Origin of the sequence: Photobacterium frigidiphilum (assembly GCF_003025615.1) — a bacterium.
Taxonomy (GTDB): Bacteria; Pseudomonadota; Gammaproteobacteria; order Enterobacterales; family Vibrionaceae; genus Photobacterium; species Photobacterium frigidiphilum.
Window position 1 is genome coordinate 48,984 of the sequence record NZ_PYMJ01000004.1, and the last position, 18,561, is coordinate 67,544.

General features: G+C 38.7%; 22 protein-coding genes and 4 pseudogenes. 18 read left to right on the top strand and 8 right to left on the bottom strand.

Going from position 1 to position 18,561, the window contains the following annotated elements; genetic code table 11:
• Positions 1–134: 134 nt before the first annotated feature.
• On the top strand, positions 135–827 hold the full coding sequence (locus tag C9J12_RS05090; protein ID WP_107241733.1) for a hypothetical protein: 693 nt from the start codon (positions 135–137) through the stop codon (positions 825–827).
• A gap of 37 nt (positions 828–864) precedes the next feature.
• On the top strand, positions 865–1,707 hold the full coding sequence (locus tag C9J12_RS05095; RefSeq protein ID WP_107241734.1) for a DUF3800 domain-containing protein: 843 nt from the start codon (positions 865–867) through the stop codon (positions 1,705–1,707).
• A gap of 167 nt (positions 1,708–1,874) precedes the next feature.
• Here the strand turns inward: C9J12_RS05095 and C9J12_RS05100 are convergent.
• A pseudogene (locus C9J12_RS05100) lies at positions 1,875–2,808 on the bottom strand (IS4 family transposase).
• 133 nt (positions 2,809–2,941) lie between these two features.
• Here C9J12_RS05100 and C9J12_RS05105 point away from each other — a divergent pair.
• From C9J12_RS05105 to C9J12_RS05125, 5 genes are all read left to right on the top strand, one after another.
• Complete coding sequence (locus C9J12_RS05105; RefSeq protein ID WP_107241735.1) at positions 2,942–3,487, top strand: GNAT family N-acetyltransferase; 546 nt, start codon at positions 2,942–2,944, stop codon at positions 3,485–3,487.
• Between the two features lie 36 nt (positions 3,488–3,523).
• A complete protein-coding gene (locus tag C9J12_RS05110; RefSeq protein ID WP_107241736.1) occupies positions 3,524–4,045 on the top strand; it encodes a DUF4823 domain-containing protein in 522 nt (173 codons plus the stop codon).
• A 355-nt stretch (positions 4,046–4,400) separates the two neighbouring features.
• Positions 4,401–5,726, top strand: a complete 1,326-nt coding sequence (locus C9J12_RS05115) for a hypothetical protein (protein ID WP_107241737.1) — start codon at positions 4,401–4,403, stop codon at positions 5,724–5,726.
• 97 nt (positions 5,727–5,823) lie between these two features.
• Entirely contained in the window at positions 5,824–6,744 is a 921-nt protein-coding gene (locus tag C9J12_RS05120) for a hypothetical protein (RefSeq protein WP_227876281.1), read from the top strand.
• 184 nt (positions 6,745–6,928) lie between these two features.
• Positions 6,929–7,705 carry a zinc ribbon domain-containing protein gene (locus C9J12_RS05125; protein WP_107241738.1) on the top strand — a complete coding sequence of 259 codons (777 nt, stop codon included), beginning with the start codon at positions 6,929–6,931 and terminating at the stop codon, positions 7,703–7,705.
• Positions 7,706–8,352: 647 nt separating this feature from the next.
• On the opposite strand, the gene C9J12_RS05135 is transcribed toward C9J12_RS05125, so the two are convergent.
• The 3 genes and pseudogenes from C9J12_RS05135 to C9J12_RS31705 form a co-directional block, all read right to left on the bottom strand.
• Positions 8,353–8,931 carry a rhodanese-like domain-containing protein gene (locus C9J12_RS05135; protein WP_107241739.1) on the bottom strand — a complete coding sequence of 193 codons (579 nt, stop codon included), beginning with the start codon at positions 8,929–8,931 and terminating at the stop codon, positions 8,353–8,355.
• Between the two features lie 37 nt (positions 8,932–8,968).
• Complete coding sequence (locus tag C9J12_RS05140; RefSeq protein WP_107241740.1) at positions 8,969–9,415, bottom strand: MauE/DoxX family redox-associated membrane protein; 447 nt, start codon at positions 9,413–9,415, stop codon at positions 8,969–8,971.
• Between the two features lie 719 nt (positions 9,416–10,134).
• A pseudogene (locus C9J12_RS31705) lies at positions 10,135–10,203 on the bottom strand (site-specific integrase); the annotation flags it as partial.
• Positions 10,204–10,435: 232 nt separating this feature from the next.
• Here C9J12_RS31705 and C9J12_RS05150 point away from each other — a divergent pair.
• From C9J12_RS05150 to C9J12_RS05170, 5 genes are all read left to right on the top strand, one after another.
• Positions 10,436–11,005 carry a 1-acyl-sn-glycerol-3-phosphate acyltransferase gene (locus C9J12_RS05150; RefSeq protein WP_107241742.1) on the top strand — a complete coding sequence of 190 codons (570 nt, stop codon included), beginning with the start codon at positions 10,436–10,438 and terminating at the stop codon, positions 11,003–11,005.
• Between the two features lie 190 nt (positions 11,006–11,195).
• The gene (locus tag C9J12_RS05155) at positions 11,196–11,648 is read left to right on the top strand and encodes a GNAT family N-acetyltransferase (RefSeq protein WP_107241743.1); all 453 of its coding nucleotides are present in this window, start codon (positions 11,196–11,198) and stop codon (positions 11,646–11,648) included.
• Positions 11,649–11,867: 219 nt separating this feature from the next.
• Complete coding sequence (locus C9J12_RS05160; protein WP_107241744.1) at positions 11,868–12,227, top strand: DUF6404 family protein; 360 nt, start codon at positions 11,868–11,870, stop codon at positions 12,225–12,227.
• Between the two features lie 26 nt (positions 12,228–12,253).
• Entirely contained in the window at positions 12,254–12,607 is a 354-nt protein-coding gene (locus C9J12_RS05165) for a tRNA-binding protein (RefSeq protein WP_107241745.1), read from the top strand.
• 64 nt (positions 12,608–12,671) lie between these two features.
• Complete coding sequence (locus C9J12_RS05170) at positions 12,672–13,178, top strand: GNAT family N-acetyltransferase (RefSeq protein ID WP_107241746.1); 507 nt, start codon at positions 12,672–12,674, stop codon at positions 13,176–13,178.
• Positions 13,179–13,435: 257 nt separating this feature from the next.
• Here the strand turns inward: C9J12_RS05170 and C9J12_RS31710 are convergent.
• Both C9J12_RS31710 and C9J12_RS05175 read right to left on the bottom strand, forming a co-directional pair.
• Positions 13,436–13,543 (bottom strand): annotated as a pseudogene (locus C9J12_RS31710) (IS91 family transposase); the annotation flags it as partial.
• Complete coding sequence (locus C9J12_RS05175) at positions 13,518–13,676, bottom strand: hypothetical protein (protein WP_227876291.1); 159 nt, start codon at positions 13,674–13,676, stop codon at positions 13,518–13,520. The pseudogene C9J12_RS31710 and the gene C9J12_RS05175, both read right to left, overlap by 26 nt.
• 145 nt (positions 13,677–13,821) lie before the next feature.
• On the opposite strand from C9J12_RS05175, the gene C9J12_RS05180 reads away from it, so the two are divergent.
• Complete coding sequence (locus C9J12_RS05180; RefSeq protein WP_107241747.1) at positions 13,822–14,535, top strand: hypothetical protein; 714 nt, start codon at positions 13,822–13,824, stop codon at positions 14,533–14,535.
• An 11-nt stretch (positions 14,536–14,546) separates the two neighbouring features.
• Here the strand turns inward: C9J12_RS05180 and C9J12_RS31035 are convergent.
• Positions 14,547–14,813, bottom strand: a pseudogene (locus tag C9J12_RS31035) (integrase); the annotation flags it as partial.
• Positions 14,814–14,883: 70 nt separating this feature from the next.
• Between C9J12_RS31035 and C9J12_RS05190 the strand changes: the two are divergent.
• The 4 genes from C9J12_RS05190 to C9J12_RS05205 all read left to right on the top strand — a co-directional run bounded on the left by C9J12_RS05190 (position 14,884) and on the right by C9J12_RS05205 (position 17,235).
• Positions 14,884–15,411: a phosphoribosyltransferase gene (locus C9J12_RS05190; RefSeq protein WP_107241748.1), complete on the top strand. Its 528-nt coding sequence runs from the start codon at positions 14,884–14,886 to the stop codon at positions 15,409–15,411.
• Positions 15,412–15,557: 146 nt separating this feature from the next.
• Positions 15,558–15,800, top strand: coding sequence for a hypothetical protein (locus C9J12_RS05195; protein WP_107241749.1), 243 nt, complete (start codon positions 15,558–15,560; stop codon positions 15,798–15,800).
• A 283-nt stretch (positions 15,801–16,083) separates the two neighbouring features.
• Positions 16,084–16,863, top strand: a complete 780-nt coding sequence (locus C9J12_RS05200) for an alpha/beta fold hydrolase (protein ID WP_107241750.1) — start codon at positions 16,084–16,086, stop codon at positions 16,861–16,863.
• 102 nt (positions 16,864–16,965) lie between these two features.
• Positions 16,966–17,235, top strand: a complete 270-nt coding sequence (locus tag C9J12_RS05205) for a hypothetical protein (protein WP_107241751.1) — start codon at positions 16,966–16,968, stop codon at positions 17,233–17,235.
• Here the strand turns inward: C9J12_RS05205 and C9J12_RS05210 are convergent.
• The gene (locus tag C9J12_RS05210) at positions 17,232–17,564 is read right to left on the bottom strand and encodes a PBPRA1643 family SWIM/SEC-C metal-binding motif protein (RefSeq protein WP_107241752.1); all 333 of its coding nucleotides are present in this window, start codon (positions 17,562–17,564) and stop codon (positions 17,232–17,234) included. The two genes, C9J12_RS05205 and C9J12_RS05210, sit on opposite strands and share 4 nt — an antisense overlap.
• Before the next feature lie 498 nt (positions 17,565–18,062).
• Here C9J12_RS05210 and C9J12_RS05215 point away from each other — a divergent pair, with 498 nt between their 5' ends.
• Positions 18,063–18,518, top strand: coding sequence for a GNAT family N-acetyltransferase (locus C9J12_RS05215; protein ID WP_107241753.1), 456 nt, complete (start codon positions 18,063–18,065; stop codon positions 18,516–18,518).
• Positions 18,519–18,561: the final 43 nt, after the last annotated feature.

An 18,561-nucleotide genomic window follows, 5' to 3' on the forward strand; every position in this document is an offset into this window, starting at 1 on the left:
CGATATTGTCGGTAAAAAACACAAAAAAACATTAAGTTGACATATTTTACTCCGCAGTTTTGGTATGGAGTTCGATGCGCTTGGTGAGTTAGTTGTGGTGCAACTTATGTTAGACGTTATATTTTGGAGTAAGCATGGACGAAAAAGAACAATTAATTGATATCTGCAAGCAATATGTTCTTCCTAGTGATGAAAATGTTGTGATTAAAGAACCTTATATTCCGTACATCCCACATCGATGGAATCGGATATTAGTATTGGCTGAAAGCCAGAATTTATCATCTTCAAATGGTGATTACGTAGAAATACTTTCTGAAATGTCTGTAGAGCAGCGTATACAGCGGTTAGGGTCATCATCTGATTATGTTGGTGTATACCCTTGGGATGATGGTTCCATGAAATTAGCTGTTGAGGCATCTTTGCAAGTTAAGGCTTTAGAAGTCGGTGTTTCAAATGCAGTCCTGTGGTCTCAAAGGGGAGCTAAAAAAGAGAATGTAAACCCTGATCTTAATCTTCAACAATTGTCTTCAGAAGTATGGTCACAGCTTCTTCCTATTTTGAATCCCCAAGTAGTAGTTTGTTGCGGTAAAATTGCACAAAATGTAATTAGTAAAGCAAATTGGCATGGCACAGTTATTAATTTCAGGCTTCCTGCAAAAAACGCCATGTCTAGAGTTTCGGGTATGTTCAATGAGGCCGATTTATTAAAACGTTATCCTGAAGTTAGTTTAATCGTTGATGAAAATCCATCTTGGCTTGATGGTGGTTATCGACAAAATAAAATTTTCTTTGCATGTCACGCTGTTAGCACTCAAGCCAAAATATAACAAAGCAAGGTGATGCGTTTTACTCCGCGGTTTTGGTATGAAGCTCGGTGTTCTTGGTAAGTTTGCCGTGGCACACCTTCTACAGATGTTAGGCGAAAGGAGCTATATGCCATATTTCTATTTTGATGAGTCAATACGTGATAACGGAAAGTTTATGATAGGGGCTTTAATTATTTCGAATTATGACTTATCTCCACGTATACGTGAAAGATGGAAGTCGATGGGACTTGAACCGGATATCGATGAATACAAAAGCTCAGCAAAGAAATCTGATGCATCTGTATCAAATATACAACGCGAGTATATTAAAAGTTTAATGGAACAGGTTAAGGTCGGTTTAGTGGTTTTGCCTCATAACGATCGTAATAATCTCGGAAATTATTGTGCTGAATTAGTTATTCAACTTTTGGAATCACAATTAATTCCAGCGGATAATCATAAGTTAATCCTTGATGACAATATAAAGATGAGAAATGATTATCAAAAGTTATTAAGAGAACTGAATGTTGAGTTGTGCCTTAAGGCTGACTCAACAAAATTTGCTGGTATCCAAGTTGCAGATCATGCTTCTCATGCTTTAGGCGGTATGTTGTTAGAACAAATGGGTATTATAAAAAAGAAAGTAAAAGCAGGCGAAAATTCGGGCTATCATCCTACAGAAATGTTGGATCTCGGTTTTGAGTTATGGGCTGATCTACGTCACTCATTAATTGGTAAAAATACTCATATTAAAGGCTTATCGCCACATCCAGATGATCCTGCGAATCCATATTTTCTTGTCGATGGTTTTGGGTTGTTTGTAGCTCAGTCGTGCTCGGAAGATCTAAGAGAACATGCTAAAGAGTGTTTTGGTATCAACTATTTAGGATGTATACACTAAGATTTCAAAATCGCCTAAATGCATCAAGGTGATGCTTTACACTCGGCGGTTTTGGTTTGGAGTTCAGTGAGCTTGGTAAGTTAGCCGAGGTGCAACTTATGTTAGACGCTGGGGAATCCCCACATAATTTACGCACGATAACTGTTCCTTGCCATTAGAATTAGAGTTCATTGCGCCCAACGTATTACTGATCCATTGATGTGGTATTCCAGCTGTCGGAAGACCTCTTTTCCTAGCCGAAAAAATGATAAAACTCGTCGGCCTTTTACTGAATTTGTCAGAAAATGACGGTGCCAACCGTTATGCTCTGCAATTATTCCAAACCACCAATAGATCATAAAAGCGAGCAGACCAATGAGCAGCAAAATATCGAACCGTTTAGGATCATGGGTTCGGCTTTGGCGTAAGCCAAAACCGTATTGCGGACTTTTTAAGTCACGGAACGTTTCTTCAATTTGCATACGTTTGGTGTAGAGCCTGACGATACACCGAGATGAAAATATATCTGTTGGGAGATTAGTCGCCAGCAACCAAGGTTCTAGTGCTGACTTCTTATGGACGGCTTGGGCGGAGAAATGCTCTCGACCTTTTAGTCGGTCTTTACGTTTTTTAGGTATTACAAAAGCCAGCATCAGTCACGATAATGGGGATGATATGCGAAGGCAAAACAGCGTTGAAATTATCGAGAAACTGCTGATGACTGCGCGGAGAATTGTAGTTTTTAAAGGTAAAAGTTTGCTCGAAAAGCGTAACAGAACGTCCTTCTACAGCAATAGAAGCTCTTAGTACCATGAGTCGTTCGTATTCGCGAATATCAAAGACAATAGGTTGTGGATTGACCGAACAAAATTGATGACAGTGCCAACGATAAATATCGAGTCTGTCGTGGTGCAGGTGATTGTTACCTAATAAACGGTCAACGCGCTTAATACAGTGCTTCGTTTTGGCCTTTGAAGGAAGCGAACGTCCAAGCAAAGTAAGCGTAAGTGCATCATTGCTAAGCAATGCTTGCACAGAGTCCATGAGTGATTTGAGTCTCTTTTTGTGAATGTTAGGGCATTGATTTTCCAGCGACTCGTGTAGTATTTGAATATCACGCATCTTACTTCCAATCTTTTGTGTTTGTGGTGAATTCATTAGATCAGAAGGTAAGGTGCGTGTCTACTTATTGAACTACAAAGGTATTTTGTGGGGATTCGTAAGTGTTAGACGTTATGCGTAATCAGGAGAATACGTGGATATAGTAGAAGCAAAATTATCAGATTTAGAGTCGTTCTTTGAGTATTTAGGTACGCAGCTTTTAGATAATGCTGCTGACGATTTTCCACTCTTCCAGCCTATGGCCAAAAAACACTGCGTAGTTACCGAACCACTTAAAGCTAAGTTTCGTGATGGTTTTGGATTAAGTGTGGGTCAAGCTGGTTGGCGAAAACTCTGGATGGTCAAAGAGACAAACGAAAAAATTATTGGTCACATAGACCTACGTCATTACAGCGAAGAGTATAGGTTTCACCGTGTGATGTTGGGCATGGGTGTTGACGGAAGTGCGAGAAAACAAGGTTTAGGTGCAAAGTTAATCGAGTCGGTCATCAAGTTTTGTCGAGAATCCGAAGGTATTGAATGGCTTGATTTAAATGTGCTTTCAAACAATATTCCAGCGAAGAACTTGTACTTGAAGTACGGTTTTAAAGTTATTGGTGAAATGTCGGATTGTTATCGTATTGACGGTAAGTCTGTGTCAGAACTTACGATGACACTTTGTACCAAAAATTACGCATAATAAAATGTTATGCATTATTTTAAGTATCGAGGATATATGAAAAAAATCATTATGGCAGTGTGTCTAGCCTCTCTTTGGGGATGTGCTGATTCACATAGTTTAAATGTTACTGAATCAAATATAACGGCAACAATCAATTCAACACAATCCGTTTATATTGCATTGTCGAAAGATGGTTCATACGGTAAACATCATTATGATGGTTCTGGAATGATGTTAAGCCAGACAATTCAATCTAGTTTAATTAAAAGGCTACATAACGTTGAGATAGCAAGGAAACCAGAGTTGTTTCCTGAGGCTTTAAAATCAGCACAACGTGATGGATACGATTACTTATTTTATCCCACAATAATGCATTGGGAAGATAGATCAACAGAATGGTCAGCTAAACCTGACAAGGTAACGGTCAAAATTGCAGTCATAGATGTAGAGACTCAAACAGAAATTAAATCAGCTATTGTTGACGGCACAAGTGGGATAGCAACATTTGGAGGTGATCATCCGCAGGATCTTCTTCCTGAACCTGTTGAAAAATTCACGGCACAATTGTTTAACTAACCATCAAGGTGATGCGTTACACTCGGCGGTTTTGGTATGAAGTTCGGTGTGCTTTGTTAGTTCAACGTCGGCACACCTTATTGTAGGCGCTGGGGAATCCCCACAAAATCATGAATGATTACCACCAATTAGGTTTGTTATATCTGTTGATTTACTTGGCTCATGGTATTGATTGTCCGAAGGTTCGTGTAATGTTTGAACATCAAACAACTTGCTTGTGAATTTTTGTATTTGGAGCTAATTCATTAGATTTGTAGACAAGCTTTGTGTCTACTCATTGAACTTCAAAGGTATTTTGTGGGGATTCGTAAGTGTTCGGCGTTAGCTCTAATAAATTTAACATGGAGGTATGTAAATGAGAGCAATAAGAATTATTTATGTTGTGATTGCCGCTCTTGTTGCTTTGTCATCGGCATTTGCTATTTGGATTTACTATATAAAAGAAGGCAAGGATCTACTAAATTTTACGATATCTATAGTTGGGTTCTGTATCGCTGTATTAGCTCTTTTTATTGCGGTTAGAACTTATACATCGATAGATAGTGTAAATAACATAAGTAAAATGGAGGGAAATATACTAGATAATGAAAATTATGTAATTTCAGTTCCTGAATTAGTTAGACGCTTTCAGTGTCATGATGAAAAAACTTTAGAAAAAGAGTTATTCAAATCCATAGAACTTAAGCTAAAGAGAGAGTCTGATACGGCTGTTTTATTTGCCGATACTCTTCAATATATGGTTGACCTTATCGTATTCTTTCCGGCAGTGTTTAATGCTAGTGATATTGATAAAGAAGTATATAGAAAACGTATGGGCTCTATTCTGTCAGAGATGGAACGTCGTCGTGGAATTTTACATGCAGTTAGTAAAGGGAATTCAATACAAATTACGGAAACGATAAAGTTATTTAAATCAGTAATTTCATATCAAAGCTTTGTTGCTGATAAAAGCTTCAATATTCACGCAGATTTACTTCATGTAAGAGGACCAATACTTCGTAACCCTGTTACTAAGACCATATACCATAATTATCTAGGTTTATATTACAATAAGAAAGGAATGTTCTTAATTAATGAGTCACTAGGTCTAAAGGGTATTGATGCTCTTTCTATCGAAGGTGTGAAATTAGTACGTAAAAAAATAGGTTTGATGTCACCATCAAATAAAGAAGATGCAATTATGTATTTTAAGTCAGCATGTGAGCAATTTGAACGGGCACACTTAGCTTGTGGAGATGACATAATGTGGCCTGGATTTATTGATTATAATAAGGCACGTACTCTGTTTTTTTTACTTTTATTGACTAATGAAGAGAATGAATGGCTAGAAGTCATGAATAATGCAATCGAGGCTAGAAGTCGATTAAATCGAATGATTGATGAAGTATTGACTGTTCATAGCTCTGAAAAACAGCAAGTAAACAATACACATTTACGTAAGTTTTTTATGTATCAAGAAGAATTAGCACGCATGGTTAAGCTAAATATTTTACTTGGTACAGCATCATCATATTCAGACGTTTCCTCATTAGTTGTCTATCGAGGTTCATATCTTACTGGTAGGTCAACTGAAGAGCTTAAAAGTTTGCTTCAGCCTATTCATGGTTTCTCTGTAGTAAAGAAATATCAAAATGAGTTGGTTTTACACTTTGGGAGCAAGCGATGCTGCAGTGAGCTATAAAACATCAAGTTGACGCGTTTTACTGTGGAGTTCAATGTGCTTGGTGAGTTAGTCGTGCTGAAACTTATGTTGAGCGTTATACAAATAGAGGTGGTCTATGAGTTTCCTGATCTATTTAGATCAAAATACATTGAGTGATTTGCGTCAACGTAGAATCGAAGAGTCTCAAAATGAGCAATTCAGACTACTCAAACACGTTCTAAAATCTGAACAAATAGTGGTCGTTTATTCTCATGTTACTCTTGATGAAATTTTGCAAATTTCAAAGGCTGAATATCGTCAAGAACATATCGATACCCTAGCTGAATTAGACGCTAAGTATATTGAGCCATTACCACGTACACTTAGTAACCAAGAACCAGAAAATGTATGGTATGCGCACCTAGAAAACAAACAATCAAATGCTGACCTCGGTATCACTGCTTTAATGGAGGTTAGCCAGTTATCTTCTCGTAAAATTTCGGGATTGCCGATTGAAGAGAGCTTTTCTGAAATCAACGAGAAGTTAAAGGTTAACTTGGGTGCTCTAATTTCCAATTGTGAAGCGCAATTGACTTCGATTAACGTCGAAAAACTTGATGAACCGTTAAAAAGCTATTTCGTAAACATGCAAAGTCAATTGGATGAATTGAGAGTAAAATCGTCCTCGTTGCAAGCTCCTGAAATTGATAGTGAGCAACAATTAGGACCTCAGCAATTTAGAGATATGCCGGGCATCAAAGCTTTGGAAGTTAAAAATCTTGAAGCGGAGGATGTGGTACATGCTATCGAAGCGACGTTTAACTTGGAGAATAGTAGTTTTAATCTTGCTGATTATTTCGAGGATACACCACAAACAGCCGTTGCGCGTGCATATAGTCTAATGAATTGGGCTGGTTATCACGCAGATGATTTTACGAGAACCAAAAAGGGTAAAGATCGCTTCAACGCTTCAAATAATGATATGCAACATGCAGTATCTGCTTTGGGGGCTAGCTTCTTGATTTCAGATGACATAAATTTTCTCAAAAAAAGCTAAAGCGTGCTTTGCATACGTGGACTGTTCAATAATAGTGTGCAAACCACAGGAGTTCATCGAGAACCATTGCAAATTCGTATAAAAACATCAAGTTGACACGTTTTACTCCGCAGTTTTGGTATGGAGTTTGGTGAGTCAGCCGTGGTGCAACTTATGTTCGGCGTTAGCCGATTTAGGAGTATAAATGAGAAGTTCTAACTCAATTGATGAGTCAGCAAGTGCAATTCGAAAATTATGGGAAAAGCACGGTATTAAGAAACCAATGAGGTTATTAGGTTTTTGTCTGAGTATGTTACCAATACCAGTCATACAACAGGCGGGATTAGCATTAGATAGGCATTTATCAGACAAGGATCTTGATAGGGAATTAACCGAGATTTGGGAAAAGATAGCGGAAGTAAATGAAAAAGTTAACTCTGTTGATACGCTTGAAGAGTCTATTGCGGAAATAGCTAAAACAGTTGCTGAGAATGAAGCACTTCAGAAAGAATGTGAGAAGCTTTCATATATTCTTGGCGCTAAAGAGTCAATATTTTCTGTTGAAACGGATGATCATAGTTATCAGGAGTTGGTAAGAACTGTTATTGAAGCATCACGGGTACGTATTTCTGCTACCAATGCCAGTGCTAACGTAATTGAAGATACAAATGTTCACAGTGCTAATACTCACTTACATGCAAGTGGCGGTAGTAGTAACTTTGTAGATAGAACCAATTTTACTGACGGTTCCCGCACTGTTGGCATGCAAGGGATATCAACTCAAGGTGATATTCATGTAAGTGGAAATAGTGTCGGATTTGGTAATGGGGGAGCTTTGCTTTTTGGTGGAAATCCCAACTTAATATCAGGGAGATGTCCTAGTTGCCAAAATAAAATCGAACTTGATAAGCGTTCTCTTGCAGGCTACTCAAGCATTCAGTGCCCACATTGCAAAAATGTATTTCCTTTCAATATCGGCTAACAGATAAGGATATGTGTCGCGAAGCCGACACCTATCCGAAGTGTTGAACAAGCCCAAGCTACCTTACTATAGGGAAATATTACGAAGAAGTGGAAGGGTGATTATTGATAAGCGGTTATATTGAAGCGAGCACCTGCCTTGGCTCAAGACCAATCGATATAATTAACTGATTTTAATGTTTAATTATTGTTATCTCCTAAAGTAAGAGCTGAACCATTATCCTTCTATAACCCAATCTTACTTCGGTCGAAATACACCAAGACATCGCATTAAATGGTGACAACAAGGACACAAGTAATTTGTAACGGTCATTCCGATAAGACGTTTCCCCTTAGCTACTTGGCTTAGGGTTAAGTCATGGAAACTATCTAGGCTGTTTGTTACTTGATAACCAACAGATGCAGATACGCTAGCCTATAAACACTTTTACCGACCTGCGTCCCGACCAGCTTTAGGCTTGCTAGCACTGGGCTGGGAGCCACTTAATACTAAATCTTTGAATCGGAAATCCGGATTTTGTTTGGCTAGCGTTGTCATCCATTGTTTGGTATTAGCAGTAGGGCCATTACAGTATTAAAGGAAAAGGCTGGGTCATCATTTTTAATGATCCAGCCTTTTTGATATTTGAGGTGATTGATAGGAAAGAGTTATATCGAAGAGGTTTTAAAGCCAGCGCCTTTCCACGCAAAAATACCGCCAGGGTAACGATAGACATTGGTGTAACCGAGTTTCACCGCCCAAGCAGCGGCGTTATGGCTACGGCTGCATTTCACGAACCCACAGTAAAAGACCAAGGTTTTACTCTTGTTTTCACCGAGAAGCTGGGTGAAATCCTCGACTGATTGCTGGTCGGTTAATGCAGAGTCCCACTCCGGCATATTAGGGATCGGAAACTCGAACTGCTTAGCGCTTGGGATATGCTCTTTCTTGTAGCTGTCTTTGAACGGCATGGCATCGACAATCATCACATCGGTATCTTGTTCGATGAGTGTTTTGAGTCTGTTAGTGTCGATAAGCAGGTAGTCGCCAGCAAGGGTTTCATTATGAAGTTTGATGGCCACTTGCTCTGTCTCTACTTCGGCTTTGAATTTACCGCCGAACAGGCCTGCATTGGCACTAAACGGTAAGGTTAACAATGCACTGGCAAGAATAAGAATGTTGAGTGAAGAACTGCGTCCGGTACGCAAGAAAGAAAGCGAGTGCAAAGATGCCTTGTTTTGTATCATGATTGTATCCTTATGAAAATAGGCTTGTTCCACCACATCACACTGTTGGTGCTATAGCGCGGTGGTTTGCCAAGTTATTGAAATAATAAAGTGCTGCTGAAACAATAAGTACTAGCAGCATGATGAAAAATTGTGGCTGAAGTGTGCTGTAGACAGCTGACTGAAGCGAACCTGGCAGGTAGCAGCCGCAATCAAAATGTAATCCTTGATAAAGGGCAAGTCCCAACAGGGCAATGTGCATGCAGAAGGCAGCAACAACAGGAAATAAGGTTGTAATGCCAAAGTAGGCGGTGAGTGCGCTAATGCCAAGCACTAGTGGTATGGCAAAAGCGATTGGTTCGGCATACATAATAGGGACGATACCGGTATCGCTAAGTAGCAATCTGGTGTGTTCCGCTAAGACAAACCCTTTGGCCGTGAGTGCTGCAGCGCACATCAGTACAAAAGAGGTAACAAAAAGATGGAAATAGCCTCTAATTTTCATAAATTGATCGCTTCCTTTTGTATTGTCCGGTTCTTGAGTCGCCGAATGAACAGCCAAAGATCTAATCTGGCAAATCTGTTTGGTTTGAATTTCTTAAGCTAGGCTGTATGTGACTTGTAGTTGTTTCTGAAACTTCCTGCTTACATCAATAGCGCCTCGGCTATCTACCCCAATTCTAAGTGTCATTGACCAGATCCATGTTGTTTATCAGCCAGACTTGTTTTTCTGTCCTTGAGGCTGATTGGGTAACCACAAGTGGGATTCAAGTAATGATAAGTAATAGAGTGCTTATAATACCTTACCAGTAGTACATGAACCTTGATGCAAGTAGCGAAAATACGCTCTTATTTTGTTATCGAGAGCTAGAACTTGTTGAAAAATATAAAAAATAATCAAGGGGAAAAGTGAATCGTCAAAGGCGCTAGGGGATAAGTATCGGTGATGACATGTAAGTAACTTCAGCAAAAATTCAGGCGAATGGCACAGGTGCTGGGGGGCTAATACGCCACGGTATAGGTATTTAGATAAATACAAAAAAGCTGATTTCCCCCGCCCAATAGGACGACAATCAACGACCCATCTCTGAGGTAATCGACGAGGTATCGCCAATTTAGCGTGTCAGTGATATGGCTGAGTAAACGTGCTCTCCATACGTTAGCCAAAGGAAAGGTATTGAATAAATACTGATTTTTCCAGTTGATCCATTGCCGTTTATTGGTATCAAAGTGGTGGGTAATGCGACGTAGCGCACGCGAATAGGCGTCAATGGTTGCAGGGTATTTACCTTGGTTGCTTTCAGCCGTATGCAAAGAGCTTCGTTTTCCGAGTCTCGTCACGAATGATTATAGAATTTATGAATGTGTTTATTTTTCAAGTGTTTGGTCACTTTGTTATATCAACGCATTTGTTAAACTAGCTTGGTTTCAATACAACCGTGCTAACAAGTGCATTTAAGCTGCGTTAGCCGAAATCGGGCTCCATAGAGTTTTTTATAACTATTAATAATGGTATTTCTAGAAAATGTTTAAATTTATTTTTCGTCTATTGTTTAGACTTCAGGGTTGGAAAGTACGTGATTTGCCGCCTTCTGATATCAGAAACTGTGTAATGGTTGGTGCTCCCCATACGAGTAATTGGGATTTTGTTTTTACAATGGCAGCTTGCGATTATATGAACTTACCCCAGCCGCGTTTTACAATAAAAAAAGAATGGATGCGCTTTCCATTTAACCTGATTCTTGGACCAATGGGGGCGATTCCGATTGACCGTTCAGGAAAAAAAGCGGGTGACAAACGGCCTAAAATGGTAGATGAAATAGTTAAATTCGTTGAAGCCTCTGATGGTATAACCGTTTTAGTAACACCAGAAGGTACTAGGGGGCCAGCCAAACGGTGGAGAACAGGTTTTTATCATGTCGCAATGCAATCTAAAGTGCCAATACTGTTAGGGTACTTAGACTATGAAAAGCGTGAAGTTGGGGTTGGTAAGGTTATTTACCCAAGTGGTGACTTAGAAAAAGATTTGCGCCAAATATGGGACTTTTATAGTACGATTCCGCCGCGCTATCCAGAGAGGTATATACAGCTTTAATCGTAAAATATATGGACTTGAAATATTATATATTGCAGTGGCTTATCGGCTAAATACATTAAGGTAATGCGTTTTACTCCGCAGTTTTACTCCGCAGTTTTGGTATGGAGTTCAGTGTGTTTGGTCGGTTAGCCGTGGTGCAACTTATGTTCGGCGTTAAATACTTCAAGGGCTCTAAGAGGGTAATGGCTTGATTCAGTTTAAACAAATATCAGCAAAGTTAGCTCCAATGGAATTACTACTTGAAGCTGATCCTTCAGAAACGTGCATCAAAAAATATTTAGACGGCTCAGATTGTTTTGCTGCATTTGATGGTGACGTAATAGTTAGTATTTGCGCAACTAAGCCGCTGAACGAATCAACTTCCGAAATCTATAATGTTGCAACAGAACCGGAGTATCAGAAAAAGGGTATTGGTTCAAAGTTACTTCAATTTGTATTAAAAGAATTATCTACAATTGGCTACAGTAAAGTTGAACTTGGAACGGGCACTTTTGGGTATCAATTATCGTTTTATCAACGGTACGGTTTTAGAGTGGATTCTATTTTACAGGATTTCTTTCTCGATAATTACGATGAACCAATCTTTGAAAATGGTATTCAGCATAAAGATATGTTGCGGTTAGTGTGTAGATTACGTTGAATCGCATTTAACAAACATCAAGTTGACGCATTTTACTCCACAGTTTTGGTATGAAGTTTAATGTGCTTGATGATTTAGTCGTGGTGCAACTTATGTTCGGCGTTATGGCTCTCGAAATCTTATTTTTCATATGCGAGGTGAATGTATGAGTCATACATCACATTTAGCGTAAATCTGATGTGATTAGCTTGCGTTTTATTAAACCTAATACGGTTAATCATGAATAAGAAAGAATTTATAGAGATTTATTTACGCCAAAAAGGTGCGAGTAGAACAGTAGTGAAACCTTTTCCTTTTTTATGGTACAAGTTGTTTAATTCGAACGCTAAACCTTGTTTATTTGAATCACCATTGAAGCTCTTTGTTTGGCAATTAGTTCTGGGAACGGTGACTTGGGGGGGAGGTATGTGGCTAATGGTATGGCAGTTTCAAGAACCAAGTATTAATAATCTATACATATCGCTACTTTTTGGCTTCACTACAGGTTTATGGTTGAGCTTAGAAGTTTTGTACTACTCAAAGAAGCTTAAAATCACATCATGGCCAGAGTGGTTAAGCGAGCACCATTTAGCTGAATAGCCATAAAAACATTCAAGGGTATCAACATGAAACAAGCACCAATTAAAGAATTAATCACATTCGATGATTTTGAAAAACTAGATATACGAGTGGGAACAATAACAGCGGTTTCAGAAGTTGAAAAATCTAAAAAACTGATGAAATTGACTGTGGATTTTGGTGATCATGTTCGTTCAATTCTTGCTGGCATAAAACAAGAACGTGAAAATCCATACGAAATTGAAGGTAAGCAAGCTCTATTCGTTGTTAATCTACCAGAGCAAAAAATGGCAGGAGAGGTTTCTCAAGGAATGCTGTTTGATATTGGCTATGCAGACAAGTTGACTCCTTGTTTAGCGATGCCAGAAACCTCAGTTCCCAATGGTAGTAGAGCAGGGTAGGTACTTGGTTGGTTAGCCGTGGTGCAACCTATGTTAGACGTTATATGCAAAGAGTGAATCTGAAATGAAAATACATTGTCGAAAGTTGAACGATATTGATTATTTTAATATGAGGACTCTCCTGCTAAGAGATGGGGCGAATGACTGGAATTATATTACCGAAGAAAGTATATCCAACCAATTTACATTGATAGATGAAGGGAGGGCATCGGTTGTTTTAGCTGAAGTTGAAGAGGGTGAAATCATAGGTTTTGCAGTAATCATTCATAATGATGCATTCCCTGTCAAACTTGTAAAATATACTGATTCTTCAGACATCGCTTATATCAAGGAAGTAGTTGTGAGTAAGAGTCACAGCGGGAAAGGATTGGGTAGTAAGTTGCTTCAAGAGTGTGTTCTTATTGCCCGTAATCAGAATGCGAGTAACGTGTTCATTGAAAGGCACGAGGAGAACGCTGCTTCAGCAGGGATGATGCGCAAAGCCGGATTTGAAATTATTGATACTTTTTATGACCCTAAAAAAAGGTCAGCAGGATCAAGAAACACTTCAGTGTTAGCTAAATGCACATAACAGATAAGGATATGTGTCGCGAAGCCGACACCTATCCGAAGTGTTGAACAAGCCCGAGCTACCTTATATAGGGAAATATTACGAAAAAGTAAAAATGTGATTGCTGGTAAGCGGTTATATTGAAGCGAGCACCTGCCTTGGCTTAAGACCAATAGACATAATTGACTGATTTTAATGTTTAATTCTGGTTATCTCCTCAAATAAAAGTTGAACTATTATCCTTATGTAACCCAATATTTTCTCGGTCGAAATACGCCAAGATAAATATGTGGATGTAAATCTCGTCGTCGATTATGGGTATGAAGCACCGACGTAAATCCGATAGTCTCACCGATATTCTTAGCACGATACGCGAAGTCTTTTATTAAAGTGGTGGATAATGCGACGCACCACACGTGAATAGGCGTCAATGGTTGCGGGTCGTTTACCTTGCAGTTTTAAGTTAGTAAGCTGTTGTTCATAAAGAAAATCGACGCGAAGTTGTTGTTCGGCATTCATGCTAAATACTCTGTAGTGATTGGAGTATTAAGGGGGGGCGAGGGTATTATTTATTTCATAGAGTAACAAATGGAACATGGAAGCAAAGGGATAAAGCGAAATTAAATTACATCTTAAATTATCGTTCTTAAAAGGAAGTTACATAATGAAAAAACAAGTGCAGACACTAATCATCGCAGGAGTCCTTACTTCCATGCTCACTGGATGTGGGGCAGTTATGCAGGATCGTTCAAGTGCGACGCAGTTTGATTTACAAGTACAAGAAGAAAGTCAGAATTTAGATAAAAAACCAGTCAAAAGCGATGTGTTCAACAAAGTGAAAACTATAGTTGTTGCTGATTACGTGGATTATTTAGAGGGATTTCCTGCTGATAATATCCGTGTATATAAAGTGATGGTGAAACAATTAGAAAAAAGCCTCGAGAGATCAGGTAAATACAAAGTGATCTCATCGTCTAAATTTCGAGATGAAATTAAGCGCCAAGATCAAGATATCGATCTTACCGTGGATTCTAGCGAGGATATTGAAGAATCAATGGCGATAGTGGGTAAAGCGTTAACTGTGCATGGTGTTGTGGCAATTGATATAGACACAGAGGGCGAGAACATTAGCTCTCTGAGTAACCAAGCAACTCAAATGTCACAATTAATTGTGGATGGTGAAATTCGTCTCCCAATGGAAATTAAATTGGTGATGGTAAGAACAAGAACTTCAGAGGTATTGTACTCTCAATCAAGTATTGTTGATTGGGTGACTGGAACATCTGGCTTGAGTACGACCAAATCATCTCGGTTAACGAAGATTGTTTCCTCTGTTGTTGATCCACTTGTCCTCGGCATGACTAAAACTCCAAACTAAGCCCAAAGCTACGTTTTATTAAGCGTAGCATTATCCTTATGTGGGGTAAGAATGTCAGATAATCGTTTGTTTTGTTGAGGTTTAACGATGTTAAGCCACTACCTTCACGATGAAGTACATGCTTAAAAAAGAACGGTAAACCATTGCGAATAATCCTGACAGTACTCCAAGAATGGGTGTCGGGTGCTTTATCAAAGTGGTGGGGTAATGCGACGCACCGCACGTGAATAGGCGTCAATCGTTGCAGGGCGTTTACCTTGCAGTTTTAAGTTAGTAACCTGTTATCCATAAAGAAAATCGGCGCGTTTTTTTGTTCAATGTTATGCGGAAAATTACAAGGAGGTACTTATGGAAACGAATAAACATATTGGGAGTTTAGTTCTTAGCCAAGAACAGATTAGATTAGGAGTGGCAATTGTAGCAGATAAACTAAACCAGAAATTTTCAGGTGAAGAGGTTGTTATTATTTCAGTTGTTCCTGGGGGTATTCTATTTACCGCGGATCTTGTTCGGGAATTGAAATTTGATGTCAATATGGACTATATAGCTTGTCATCATACACCTGGTGTTAGTGAGAATGGATCGCCGATTGTGTATCATCAAGACATTAATATTAAAGATAAACATGTCATTTTAGTCGATGATGCCATTGAGACTGGTGGAACGATGAAACGAGTTGCGCTATTCATTGGTGCTGAGTTCGGTGTTAAATCTGTTTCCATTGCTACGTTATTTGTAAAGCCTAATCGAGTCAATATACCAGTGACGCAATATTTTGCTTATGAAATGGAAAATGACGATATGCTAATTGGTTACGGATTATCTTGGGAAAATAAATATCAAAATATTCCATTCGTATCGAAGCTAATTAAGTAAATCATTGGATATAACTTAGGGCTCGCTATAAATAACAATCAAGGTGATGCCTTATACTCGGCATTTTTGATTTGGAGTTCAGTGTAGTATCTAGCGGCTATGAATTGTATTAATTTGATTTCGCCTTTCAATAAATGGAGTTAATTATGACACAGATGGCAATATCAAATTATCTTGGTGGCTTTGTTTTATTGTTACTCTGTTATCCTTTTATACTGATTTCTATCAATCTATTTACTTATGATACGGTTCGCAACAAAATTACCTTTTGGTTTAATTTGACTTGTGCTCTATTGGCAATTTATCTTTTGTTCATGCATATGAATATTGAGGTTGTTTATGGTAAGGAGCTACTTGACGCTTGGTATAGTAACCATATAAACGAATAATCATCCTACTAATAGGCACATATAAAAACATTAAGTTGACGCGTTTTACTCAGCGGTTTTGGTGAGTGTCCCTTAATCGTTTTGATTCGTAATAAGCTAACTATTGCTTGCGTAATGCGGGTTATAGACCCAATAGACTATTCGAGTATTATGCTTGGAGTTCTATGCAGCGTTCACGTTTAATACAGTGCTTCGTTTTAGCCTTGGAAGGAAGCGAACGTCTTAGCAAAGTAAGCGTAAGTGACAGGCGTTAGGTGTTATCGCAATTAAGAAGGAATTTAGTTTGTTAGCTTTTACCCATAAAACAGGACACTATTTGAGCGTTGATGGTGCCGAAATTTATTATGAATTATTAGGCGATCCCGAAGGTAAACCACTTGTGTTATTACATGGTGGGCTAGGTTGTATAACTGATTTGAACGTAATTCTTGAAGGTATTCCAAGTGGTTATAGGGTTATTGGTATTGATCTTCGGGGGCATGGTAAATCAACTCTTGGTGATAAAGAATTAAATTACTCGCAATATCAACGTGATGTTGAAGCTGTGCTAAACCATCTAGAACTTCATTCATTTTCAATGTTTGGTTTTAGCGATGGTGGTATTGTGAGCTATCGTTTAGCCGCCGTTGGTAATTTAAAAGTTGAAAGGTTAATTACATTAGGCTCACAGTGGCGACTAAAAATAAATGACCCATCTATTGAATTCTTAGGTGGGGTCACGTCTGATGACTGGAAAGAAATGTTCCCAGAATCAGTTGCATACTATAACGACGTTAATCCACAACCAGACTTTGAGTTACTCGTTGAAAAGGTGAAGAATGTCTGGATAGATACATCAATAGCAGGTTACCCAAATGAGACGGTTAGTGACATTCGATGTCCGGTGCTTGTGATGCGTGGTGATGATGACTTTTTGTTTTCATTGGATGAAGCCGTTGAGCTCGTAGAGCAAATTGAAAATACTAAGTTCATGAATATCGCATACGCTGAACATGAGGCGCATAAGGAATCTTCAGGCATTTGTTGTTCCATCATAAGTCAAACTCTATCTTGTGCGAACTAAACCTAATCGGGTAGCCGAGGGTCTCTAGCCCCCACGACACCCTGCATGCGGTCCGTACTTTCACTGCGCAACTTATGTTGGACGTTATAAGGCGAAAAGGTTATGAATATTGTATTAGCAGAATCAACAGAGATTAAAGAGATAAATAGGCTCATTGAATCGGCTAAACGATATTGGGGCTATAGCGATAAGTTAGTTAATTCAAAACCAGAAGGTAGGGTGTTGCCAGTGATGGGTAATGCGACGCGGCTTCGTTCAACAAATGCATCACCACGGTTCATTACACTCGGCATTCTTAGTTTGCCGAGTGTTTTCGTTTTACGTGATAAAAACCGTCAAAAGACGGTTTATATGCAATCTATTTATATTTAAGCACAGCACTTCTTGTATTTTTTCCCGCTGCCACAAAGGCAGGGTTCGTTGCGGTTTTGTGTTTTTTCAACGGTAGCCGTTTTTGGTTTGTTGAGAATAGTGTCTAGCTCAATAGTGTTTTCTGCAGCTGTTGCATCAACAACAATATTTACAACGATTGATTTCTCAGCTGCCAGCGCTTCGATTTGAGCTTTACGTTCTTCAGTGTTTACCACAACAGGAACTGGTGCCCCTTCGGTTCCTGCTTTTACGTCACGGCTTACGTTATAGCCTGACATAATGTGGTTTTGTCTTGCGTCTATTCGGCCTTTGAAAAATAATTTTGACATTGTTTACTCATTTATAGTTGGTATGACGCAATAAGGTGGCGATTATACTCATATTCAACGATTGATAAAGCAATGATAAATTCTAGTTATTGGCAAGGCCGTGACAAATGGTATAACAGGGAAGGATTTCTGTCGAAAATCCGACAACTATTCAAGATGTTGAACTAGCCCGAATTCTATTACATAAGATAATAGTATGAATAAGTAAAAGTGGAGCCTGAAAGTACTTTTCATGAAGCTCTCTGTACTTTTTTGAGTTCGTATTATTTTGTATTCAACCATATTTTCGAATGGCTCAAAGGAATAGATCAAATTTGTATTTTATGCCCCTTTAAATGGTAGCGTGGCTTGTAATTACCGAGTTATATTTGTTGTTAAATAAACAAGGTGGTGTTTTACTGTTTTTTTGATTTATTTTCAGTTGTTTAAGTAGTAATTTTGGAGCTTGTTGCCATAGTAATCAGAGTGTTATGGCGAGGTTATGTGCTAGGAGGAAAAATGGAATTTGCTCTTGAAAAAGTGACTCACAGAGATCTAGATTCAATCCTTAAATTAGGTGAATCGGCTAATGAAGAGCACGTTGTACCTTTACTTGATGCTGAAGGTCAGAAAGCCATTCGGCTTGCGTTTATGTCTGATGTCGAAAACGTAACGAATCCTGAAATTTATTCAGCGGTTAAAGCAATCATTGGTAACGAAATAATAGGTTATATAGCTTGGCGTGATGGAAACTACCTTGGCCATCTTTATGTTAAAACTGAATATCATGGCTTTGGTGTAGCTAAACGGCTAGTTGAGGAAATGAAGACGATTAGTGGCGCAAAGTTAATAAGCGTCAAAGCATCAATTTATGCACTTGGCTTCTATGGAAAAGTAGGGTTTAAGGCTATGTCGGAAGAGTTGAGCATAAATGGTATTCGTTATGTTCTTATGGAGCTTAATGTTGGATTGTAATAGAAGTTGTTAACCTCTTATAGGCTAGGCAGGAAGGTCAATT

Excerpts from the sequence above, each read along its gene's own strand:
- C9J12_RS05175 (WP_227876291.1), bottom strand. The coding sequence starts at position 13,676 with ATGAATGCCGAACAACAACTTCGCGTCGATTTTCTTTATGAACAACAG.
- C9J12_RS05095 (WP_107241734.1), top strand. The coding sequence starts at position 865 with ATGAAGCTCGGTGTTCTTGGTAAGTTTGCCGTGGCACACCTTCTACAG.
- C9J12_RS05125 (WP_107241738.1), top strand. The coding sequence starts at position 6,929 with ATGAGAAGTTCTAACTCAATTGATGAGTCAGCAAGTGCAATTCGAAAA.
- C9J12_RS05115 (WP_107241737.1), top strand. The coding sequence starts at position 4,401 with ATGAGAGCAATAAGAATTATTTATGTTGTGATTGCCGCTCTTGTTGCT.
- C9J12_RS05215 (WP_107241753.1), top strand. The coding sequence starts at position 18,063 with ATGGAATTTGCTCTTGAAAAAGTGACTCACAGAGATCTAGATTCAATC.
- C9J12_RS05160 (WP_107241744.1), top strand. The coding sequence starts at position 11,868 with ATGAATAAGAAAGAATTTATAGAGATTTATTTACGCCAAAAAGGTGCG.
- C9J12_RS05205 (WP_107241751.1), top strand. The coding sequence starts at position 16,966 with ATGAATATTGTATTAGCAGAATCAACAGAGATTAAAGAGATAAATAGG.
- C9J12_RS05195 (WP_107241749.1), top strand. The coding sequence starts at position 15,558 with ATGACACAGATGGCAATATCAAATTATCTTGGTGGCTTTGTTTTATTG.
- C9J12_RS05170 (WP_107241746.1), top strand. The coding sequence starts at position 12,672 with ATGAAAATACATTGTCGAAAGTTGAACGATATTGATTATTTTAATATG.
- C9J12_RS05150 (WP_107241742.1), top strand. The coding sequence starts at position 10,436 with ATGTTTAAATTTATTTTTCGTCTATTGTTTAGACTTCAGGGTTGGAAA.
- C9J12_RS05210 (WP_107241752.1), bottom strand. The coding sequence starts at position 17,564 with ATGTCAAAATTATTTTTCAAAGGCCGAATAGACGCAAGACAAAACCAC.
- C9J12_RS05165 (WP_107241745.1), top strand. The coding sequence starts at position 12,254 with ATGAAACAAGCACCAATTAAAGAATTAATCACATTCGATGATTTTGAA.
- C9J12_RS05180 (WP_107241747.1), top strand. The coding sequence starts at position 13,822 with ATGAAAAAACAAGTGCAGACACTAATCATCGCAGGAGTCCTTACTTCC.
- C9J12_RS05120 (WP_227876281.1), top strand. The coding sequence starts at position 5,824 with ATGAGTTTCCTGATCTATTTAGATCAAAATACATTGAGTGATTTGCGT.
- C9J12_RS05110 (WP_107241736.1), top strand. The coding sequence starts at position 3,524 with ATGAAAAAAATCATTATGGCAGTGTGTCTAGCCTCTCTTTGGGGATGT.
- C9J12_RS05090 (WP_107241733.1), top strand. The coding sequence starts at position 135 with ATGGACGAAAAAGAACAATTAATTGATATCTGCAAGCAATATGTTCTT.
- C9J12_RS05140 (WP_107241740.1), bottom strand. The coding sequence starts at position 9,415 with ATGAAAATTAGAGGCTATTTCCATCTTTTTGTTACCTCTTTTGTACTG.
- C9J12_RS05190 (WP_107241748.1), top strand. The coding sequence starts at position 14,884 with ATGGAAACGAATAAACATATTGGGAGTTTAGTTCTTAGCCAAGAACAG.
- C9J12_RS05135 (WP_107241739.1), bottom strand. The coding sequence starts at position 8,931 with ATGATACAAAACAAGGCATCTTTGCACTCGCTTTCTTTCTTGCGTACC.